Origin of the sequence: Hydrogenophaga sp. 70-12 (assembly GCF_001897365.1) — a bacterium.
GTDB classification, from domain to species: domain Bacteria; phylum Pseudomonadota; class Gammaproteobacteria; order Burkholderiales; family Burkholderiaceae_C; genus Hydrogenophaga; species Hydrogenophaga borbori.
In genome coordinates, this window is record NZ_MKSS01000305.1 from 1 (window position 1) to 7811 (window position 7811).

Annotated in this window: 11 protein-coding genes; 10 read left to right on the forward strand and 1 reads right to left on the reverse strand. The window is 62.9% G+C overall.

The window, feature by feature from the left end; genetic code table 11:
* From BGO22_RS16275 to BGO22_RS16320, 10 genes are all read left to right on the forward strand, one after another.
* On the forward strand, positions 1–1531 hold a 1531-nt coding region (locus tag BGO22_RS16275), incomplete at its 5' end, for a cytochrome ubiquinol oxidase subunit I (RefSeq protein ID WP_286851750.1).
* Positions 1532–1540: 9 nt separating this feature from the next.
* A complete protein-coding gene (gene cydB, locus BGO22_RS16280) occupies positions 1541–2677 on the forward strand; it encodes a cytochrome d ubiquinol oxidase subunit II (protein ID WP_286851752.1) in 1137 nt (378 codons plus the stop codon).
* Positions 2678–2688: 11 nt separating this feature from the next.
* Positions 2689–2826, forward strand: coding sequence for a cytochrome bd-I oxidase subunit CydX (cydX, locus tag BGO22_RS16285; protein ID WP_286851754.1), 138 nt, complete (start codon positions 2689–2691; stop codon positions 2824–2826).
* A 65-nt stretch (positions 2827–2891) separates the two neighbouring features.
* Positions 2892–4058, forward strand: coding sequence for an NAD(P)/FAD-dependent oxidoreductase (locus BGO22_RS16290; protein WP_286851756.1), 1167 nt, complete (start codon positions 2892–2894; stop codon positions 4056–4058).
* On the forward strand, positions 4055–4342 hold the full coding sequence (locus BGO22_RS16295; protein WP_286851758.1) for a cyd operon YbgE family protein: 288 nt from the start codon (positions 4055–4057) through the stop codon (positions 4340–4342). The genes BGO22_RS16290 and BGO22_RS16295 overlap by 4 nt, the downstream gene beginning before the upstream one ends.
* 4 nt (positions 4343–4346) lie before the next feature.
* A complete protein-coding gene (locus tag BGO22_RS16300) occupies positions 4347–4730 on the forward strand; it encodes a globin domain-containing protein (protein ID WP_286851760.1) in 384 nt (127 codons plus the stop codon).
* Between the two features lie 55 nt (positions 4731–4785).
* Complete coding sequence (locus BGO22_RS16305; protein WP_286851762.1) at positions 4786–5433, forward strand: peroxiredoxin; 648 nt, start codon at positions 4786–4788, stop codon at positions 5431–5433.
* A gap of 188 nt (positions 5434–5621) precedes the next feature.
* Positions 5622–5837: a ZIP family metal transporter gene (locus BGO22_RS16310; protein ID WP_286851763.1), complete on the forward strand. Its 216-nt coding sequence runs from the start codon at positions 5622–5624 to the stop codon at positions 5835–5837.
* A 472-nt stretch (positions 5838–6309) separates the two neighbouring features.
* Entirely contained in the window at positions 6310–6894 is a 585-nt protein-coding gene (locus tag BGO22_RS16315) for a Tll0287-like domain-containing protein (RefSeq protein ID WP_286851765.1), read from the forward strand.
* Between the two features lie 102 nt (positions 6895–6996).
* Positions 6997–7332 carry a hypothetical protein gene (locus tag BGO22_RS16320; protein ID WP_353744358.1) on the forward strand — a complete coding sequence of 112 codons (336 nt, stop codon included), beginning with the start codon at positions 6997–6999 and terminating at the stop codon, positions 7330–7332.
* Positions 7333–7336: 4 nt separating this feature from the next.
* Here the strand turns inward: BGO22_RS16320 and BGO22_RS16325 are convergent.
* Positions 7337–7811, reverse strand: a 475-nt coding sequence (locus BGO22_RS16325) for an EAL domain-containing protein (RefSeq protein ID WP_286851767.1), incomplete at its 5' end; no start/stop codon positions are given.

Consider the following 7811-nt stretch of genomic DNA (forward strand, 5'->3'; position numbering starts at 1 on the left):
GCTCACGCTGGGGCTGGCGTTCATCCTGGTCATCATGGAATTGACCTACGTCATCACCGACCGCCCCATCTACAAGGACATGGTGCGCTTCTGGGGCAAGCTGTTCGGCATCAACTTCGCGCTCGGGGTGACCACCGGCATCACCATGGAATTCCAGTTCGGCACCAACTGGGCGTATTACTCGCATTACGTCGGCGACATCTTCGGCGCACCGCTGGCGATCGAAGGGCTGATGGCCTTCTTCCTCGAATCGACCTTCATCGGGCTGTTCTTCTTCGGCTGGGACCGGCTCAACAAATGGAAGCACTTCATGGTGACAGTGCTGATGGCGGTCGGCTCCAACCTCTCGGCGCTGTGGATCCTGATCGCCAACGGCTGGATGCAGGACCCGGTCGGCGCGACGTTTTCCTTCGTCACCATGCGCATGGAAATGAGCGATTTCTGGGCCATCGTCTTCAACCCCACGGCGCAGGCCAAGTTCGTTCACACCGTGTCGGCCGGCTATGTCACCGCTTCGCTGTTCGTGCTCGGTATTTCGAGCTACTACCTCTTGAAAGGGCGTGATCTCGAATTCGCGCGCCGTTCGTTTCGCATCGCCGCCGGCTTCGGCTTCGCCTCGGCGCTGTCGGTGATCGTGCTGGGCGACGAGTCGGGCTACACCGTGAGCGAATCGCAGAAGACCAAGATGGCGGCGATCGAGGCGATGTGGGAAACCGAACCCGCCCCGGCGGCCTTCACCGTGTTCGCCGTGCCGAACGAAAAAGCCGAGCGCAACGATTACCAGTTGCAGATCCCCTATGCGCTGGGCCTGATCGGCACACGCTCGCTCACCAAGACCATGCCCGGCATCAAGGAGATCAAGGAAAGGAATCGCGAACGCATCGTGGACGGCATCAAGGCGGTGGCCGCATTGGAACAGCTGCGCAGGAATCGCGACGATGCCGCTGCGCTCGCGCAGTTCGAAGCACACAAAGCCGACCTCGGCTTCGGCCTGCTGTTGAAGAAATACATTGTCGACGTCTCGCAGGCCACGCCCGAGATGATCCGGCAGGCGGTCGACGACACCATCCCGCGCGTCGCCCCGCTGTTCTGGAGCTTCCGCATCATGGTCGCGCTGGGCTTCCTGTTCCTCGCACTGTTCACGCTGGCGCTGTTCTATTCGATCAAGGGCAGCTTCATCGAGAAGAAATGGCTGCTGCGCTGGGCGCTGTGGTTCATTCCCATGCCCTGGGTCGCCGCCGAACTCGGCTGGGTGGTCGCCGAATACGGCCGCCAGCCGTGGACGATCTACGGCGTGCTGCCGACGCACATCTCGGTGTCCAACATCAGCGTCGGCAATATCTACGGCTCGCTCGCCGGCTTTGTCGGCTTCTATACCGTGCTGCTGGTCGTCGAAATGTACTTGATGACGAAGTACGTGCGGCAAGGCCCGGCCAGCCTCGGCACCGGCAAGTACCACGGCGAAATCGCGGCCAGCCCCAGTCATTCGGGCGGCGCACTGCCGGCGGGCGCAGCGGTCGACAAAATCTAAGGAGCGGACATGGACTACGAAACCCTGAAACTCGTCTGGTGGCTGCTGATCGGCGTGCTGCTGGTCGGGTTCGCCATCATGGACGGCCACGACATGGGCATGGGCGTGCTGCTGCCCTTCGTCGGCCGCAACGACCTCGAGCGGCGCGCCGTCATCAACACCGTCGCCCCGCACTGGGACGGCAACCAGGTCTGGTTCATCACCGCCGGCGGCGCGGTTTTCGCCGCCTGGCCGCTGGTCTATGCCACGGCCTTCTCGGGCTTCTACTGGGCGATGATGGCCGCACTCTGGGCGCTGTTCTTCCGCCCGGTCGGCTTCGACTACCGTTCCAAGATCCAGAACCCGACCTGGCGCAGCACCTGGGACTGGGGTCTCTTCATCGGCGGGGCGGTGCCGCCGATCATATTCGGCGTCGCCTTCGGCAACCTGCTGCAGGGCGTGCCCTTCCACTTCAACGACATCCTGATGTCGACCTACACCGGCAGCTTCTGGCAACTGCTCAACCCGTTCGCACTGCTCGCCGGCGTCGTCAGCCTCGGCATGGTCACCTTCCAGGGCGCGAACTACCTGATGATGCGCACCGAGGGCGACATCTACCGCCGCGTCCGCGCCGCCAGCCTGATTTTCGGCGCCCTGACCTTCGTCGCCTTCGCGCTCGCAGGCTGGTGGGTGGCGACCGGCATCGACGGCTATGTGATTACCAGCGCCATCGATCCCAGCGGCCCGCCCGACCCACTCGCCAAGACCGTGGCAACCGCAGCCGGCGCCTGGATGACCAACTACCACACCTATGCATGGGCGAAGTGGGTACCGATCGCCGCGTTCGCCGCCCTGGCCGCGGGCATCCTGTTCGCTCGCCTCGGCAAGGCCGGGCTGGCGTTCTGGTCCTCATCAGTTGCGTGCGCCGGCATCATCGGCACCGCCGGTGTGTCGATGTTCCCTTTCATCATGCCGTCGTCGACCGATCCGCGCTCCAGCCTCACCGTGTTCGACGCCGTGTCCTCGCATCTCACGCTCGGCCTGATGCTCGGCGCCACGGTGATCTTCATGCCGCTGATCATCTTCTACACCTCGTGGTGCTACAAGGTGATGTGGGGCAAGGTCACGACGGAATTCATCGCCGCCAACGACAAGTCGGCTTACTGAAAGGAATCGCCATGTGGTATTTCGCCTGGATACTCGGAGTCACAATGGCCGTGCTGCTCGCCTCGATCAGCGCAATGATGTGCGACGTCAGGGAATACGCGCTCGACGAAGCGCGCAACGAGAACGCGAACGACGCACGGCACGGTTGATTCTCCATGGACGAGCGTACCCGCATCGCGCGGGCGGATTCTCCGTTTGCCTTGATTTCGCAGGTTTGTCACAGGAGTTCGCCATAAGCGCACCTCATATCGCCGTCCTCGGCTCGGGATTCGCCGCACTTACCGCCGTGCGCGAACTGCGTCGGCGCGACCGCAATGCGCGGATCACGCTGGTCGCTCCGCGCGCCGCGTTGACGTATTACCCAAGCCTGATCTGGGTACCATCGGGGCTGCGGCGTGGCGCCGATCTCGATATCGACGTGTCGGGTTTTCTCGCCGCACACAATGCCGCTTTCCACGCCGGCCGCGTCACCGGCCTTGCCGACGGCGGGCGCACCGTGCTGACCGACAGCGGCCCCCTCGCCAACGATGCGCTGCTGATCGCCAGCGGCGGCCGTTTCCTCAAGGCCTTGCCCGGCATCGAGCACGCCCTGACGATCTGCGAAGGCGCCCCGGCTGCCGAAGCGATCCGCGAACGGCTGGCCGGCATGACGGACGGCACGATCGCCTTCGGCTTCGGAACCAATCCGAAAGAGCAGGGCGCGATGCGCGGCGGCCCGATGTTCGAACTGCTGTTCGGCATCGACACGCTGCTGCGCAAACAGGGCCGCCGCGAGCGCTTCAAGCTGGTGTTCTTCAATGCCACGAAGGAACCCGGCAAGCGCCTCGGCGACAAGGCCGTGGCCGGCCTGCTGCGCGAGATGCAGAAGCGCGGCATCGCCACCCATCTCGGTCGCAAGCCGCTCGGCTTCGAAACGAACAAGGTCCGGACCGAAGACGGCGACATTCCGGCCGACCTGATTCTCTTCATGCCCGGCATGAGCGGGCCTGCGTGGGCGGCCGAGGCCGGCCTACCGCTGTCCGACGGCGGCTTCTTCAAGGCCGATGCCCACTGCCAGGTGGCCGGCGCGGAGAAGGTCTACGTCGCCGGCGATTCCGGAAGCTATCCCGGTCCCGACTGGCTGCCCAAGCAGGCGCACATCGCCGACCTGCAGGCCAAGGCCGCGGCGGAAAACCTGTTGCGGGCCCTGGCTGGCAAGCCGCTTGCCGCGCGCTTCAAGGTCGAGCTCGTCTGCATCGTCGATACGCTCGACCGCGGCATCCTGGTCTACCGCGACGAAAAGCGCGCGCTGATCCTGCCGCCGTGCCGTCTCATGCACTGGGCCAAGCGCTTCTTCGAACGGTTGTACCTGCGTCCCTATCGCAAGGAGCGCCGCCCGTGAGCGCCGCGCTGAACCACGGGTGGGCGCGGGGAGTCTCGCTGTTTGCGGCGCTAGCCCTGATGGCGCTCGTCACCCTGCTGCCGCGCGGACTCACCGAGGCGGACGGCACGCCAATCAACCACGGCATGCTGACGCTGATCATGTGGGGCCTCTCGGCAGGCTTCGTGCATGGCGTCGGTTTCATTCCCCGCAACGGCGTCCTGCGCGCGCTGCTCGGTCCCGTTGCCGCCTGGTGCGGAATGGGCCTGGGATTCTTCTTCTACTTCCAGCATTTCATGAGGTGATGCCATGAACGCAACGCATCCAGCAGGGCACTCCCCCTACAAGTGCGTCGGCGGCGACGCCGGCATCCGCAAGCTTGTCGACCACTTCTGTACGCTGATGGATGAACTGCCCGAGGCCTACGCCGCGCGCAAGATCCATCCGGCCGACCTCACCGAATCGGCCAACAAGCTGTTCGATTTCCTGTCGGGCTGGCTGGGTGGGCCCCACGCTACGTCGAGAAGCACAACCACCCCAAGCTGCGGGGACGGCACGCAATCCTGCGAGCACGCGCCATGCAGCAGCCTGCGTAGCGATATCAACGAGGCGCCGCTGGGCAACAAGCCCATTGAGCATCTCGATGTATTCGATTGGAAATATCCATTTCACGGTGCGCGCGCATCGTCATAAAGTACTCACCATAGGTAAACGCCAATGAACACCTCAACTAAAAAAGGAAACCACGATGACCGAAGCAACGTCCTCCCGCACCCTGCCCCAGATCAACGCCCCGGCTCCCGACTTCGAAGCCAAGACCACCCACGGCGTCAGAAAGCTGGCCGACTACAAGGGCAAGTGGCTGGTGCTGTTCTCGCATCCGGCCGACTTCACTCCGGTCTGCACCACCGAGTTCATGGCCTTCGCCCAGCATCACCCCGAGTTCCAGAAGCTCAACTGCGACCTGCTCGGCCTGTCGATCGACAGCTTCTACTCGCACGTCGCCTGGGTGCGCAACATCAAGGAAAAGTTCGGCGTGGAAATTCCCTTCCCCATCATTGAAGACCTGTCGATGAAGGTCGCCAACGACTACGGGATGATCCATCCGGGCGCCGCCGACACCTCGGCCGTCCGCGCCACCTTCATCATCGACGACAAGGGCATCCTGCGCGCCATGGTGTACTACCCGATGACCAACGGCCGTTCGATTCCCGAGTTCCTGCGCCTGGTCACCGCGCTGCAGACCTCGGACAAGAACAAGGTCGCCACGCCGGCAGGGTGGCAACCTGGCGACAAGGTCATCGTGCCGACCCCGCAGGACGCCGATGCCGCCGAAAAGCGCATGAGCGAAGGTTATGAGTGCGCCGACTGGTATTTCTGCAAGAAGTCGCTGTAAGCAAGCCTGCTGAGGCCCGCCCTGCCCAGGGCGGGCTTTTTGCATTTGTACCGGCCCATTTTTAGCCCCGCCGCCTACGTCCAACCGAACATGTCCTGGGCCATTGTCTTTACCCTCATCGGCAGCGTCGGCGCACTCGCCGGGCCACCCTGCCGCTGCGCTTTCCCGACGCCGTCCGCACCCGGCTGGTGCCCTGCCCGCTCGCCTACGCCACCGGCACCCTGCTCGGCGCGGCCTTTCCCGGCATGATCCCCAAGGCGCTGGAGCAGGCCCCGCCGCTCGCCATCAGCAGCACGGTGCTGGCCGGTATCGTGCTGTTCTTCGTGCTGCAGAAGCTGGTGCTATGGCGGCACTGTCACGCGACTGCGCGGTGCACGCCCGGCAGGGCGGCAAACTCATCCTGACCGGCGACGCCTTCCACAATTTCGTCGACGGGCGTAGTCATCGCCGCAGTCTTCCTGGTTTCCATTCCGACCGGCATCGCCACATTGCTCGCAGTCATCGCACACGCTATCCCGCAAGAACCCGACGATTTTGCCATCCTGCTCGCCAACAGCTTCGGCAAGGCGCAGCCAGCCACGCTCGCGTGCTGGGTGCGTGACGTGACAGGGACAACGGAATGCATGGTCGCCCCATGCGTCTGCCATATCTGTCTTAACTCCTTCGACAAAATGTCAATCATGTCATGATCAATGGCCACACGAACTCACCTCCAGGCGAAGAGCAACATGCCAAGCAACTGATCGATATATGAAAAATGGTGATGAAACCACCCGGGAATGAGGTGGTATCGATTTTGCTGAATGATTTCGAGCATGGCAGGGCACATGACGTTGCCATGCCTCGCGCCGCACCCCGCTCTATTTTGAGGATCCCATGATGAAAAAAGCATTGCTGCTGACCCTGTTGCTTTCGGCTTGCGCCACTCCCCAAACCGAAGCCCAGAAGCCAGACGACCATGAGGTCGACGCCCTGCGCGCCACGGCCAAGACGCTGACCACGCAGCTGGGCGGCCGGCTCAAGCAGGAAATGAAAGCCAACGGTCCCGAATCGGCTGTACGCGTGTGCAAGCAGGTTGCCCCGCAAATCGCCGCCGACCTGTCGAGGCAGACCGGCCGGAAAGTCGGCCGAGTGGGTACCCGGGTGCGCAACACGGAAACCGGCGTACCGGATGAATGGGACGCCAAAGCGCTGGCGGTATTCACCGAGCGCCTGAAACAGGGCGAAAAGCCTGACACGATGGAACTGGTGGAAGTGGTCACCGTGTCGTCGGGCAAGCAGGTCCTGCGTTATGCAAAAGCCATCACCCTGCAGCCCATGTGCGTGACCTGCCATGGCTCACCCGAGCATATCCCCGATGGCGTCAAGGCGAGGCTGCAGGCCGATTATCCCCATGACAAGGCCACCGGCTATGGCGAAGGTGAACTGCGGGGAGCGGTCGTCATTTCACGCCCCTTGTAAGTTCTGCCTCCTTTCAACTCCTCGTTCGAAAAGGCTCGTCATGTCGCATATCGCCATCCTCGGCGCAGGCAGGGCGGCACGCCCGCCGCCTGCGAATACGCGATGGCGCTGGAAACCGACCTGCATCGCCGCAAAATGCACCACCAGCTGCCGATTACCTATGTCTCGTCTGAACCCTATGTGGGACATCTCGGGCTGGGTGGCGTGGGCGAGCACACGATCGATTTCAGCTACGCGATGATGATGCTGCCGTTCCGTGGCGTCGTGGTTCCGCAGATCCCGCCGCGCAATGCCGCCTGGGCGAAGAAAGGCAAATGGGTGCGCCTGGCCAAGGTGGCATTCGAAAAGTATTTCATGCGCAAGATGAAAACCGGCAACTCGGAGCCGCTGTATGAGAAATACGTTCTGAAGGCACTGGGTATCAAGCGCCTGAGCTGAACGATCAGGCCAGGGTGAAGGTCCGCGCAAACAGTTCGCTCACCTGGTCCGGCGGCAGCGGTTTGGCGATCACATAACCCTGAATTTCATCGCAACCGCCACTTTTCAGGAATGCCACCTGTTCGAGCGTTTCGACGCCCTCGGCCACGACGCGTAGATGGAGGGCGTGCGCCAGACGAATGATGGCGGTGGCAATCTCGGCATCGTCGCTGTCGGTCAGCACATCGCTCACGAAGCTCCTGTCGATTTTCAGCGCATCGATCGGCATGCGCTTCAACTGGCCGAGGTTGGAATACCCCGTGCCAAAATCGTCAATGTAAACGTGCAGCCCACGCTGGCGCAGCGCCTCGAGCATGCCGAAGCTGCGCGCGGGATTATCCATCGCCGCGCTCTCGGTCACTTCCAGCTGCAAATGCGCAGGGTCCATTCCGGTTTCCTTGAGGATGGCATCGATATCGTCGATCAGGTGCGCATCGGAA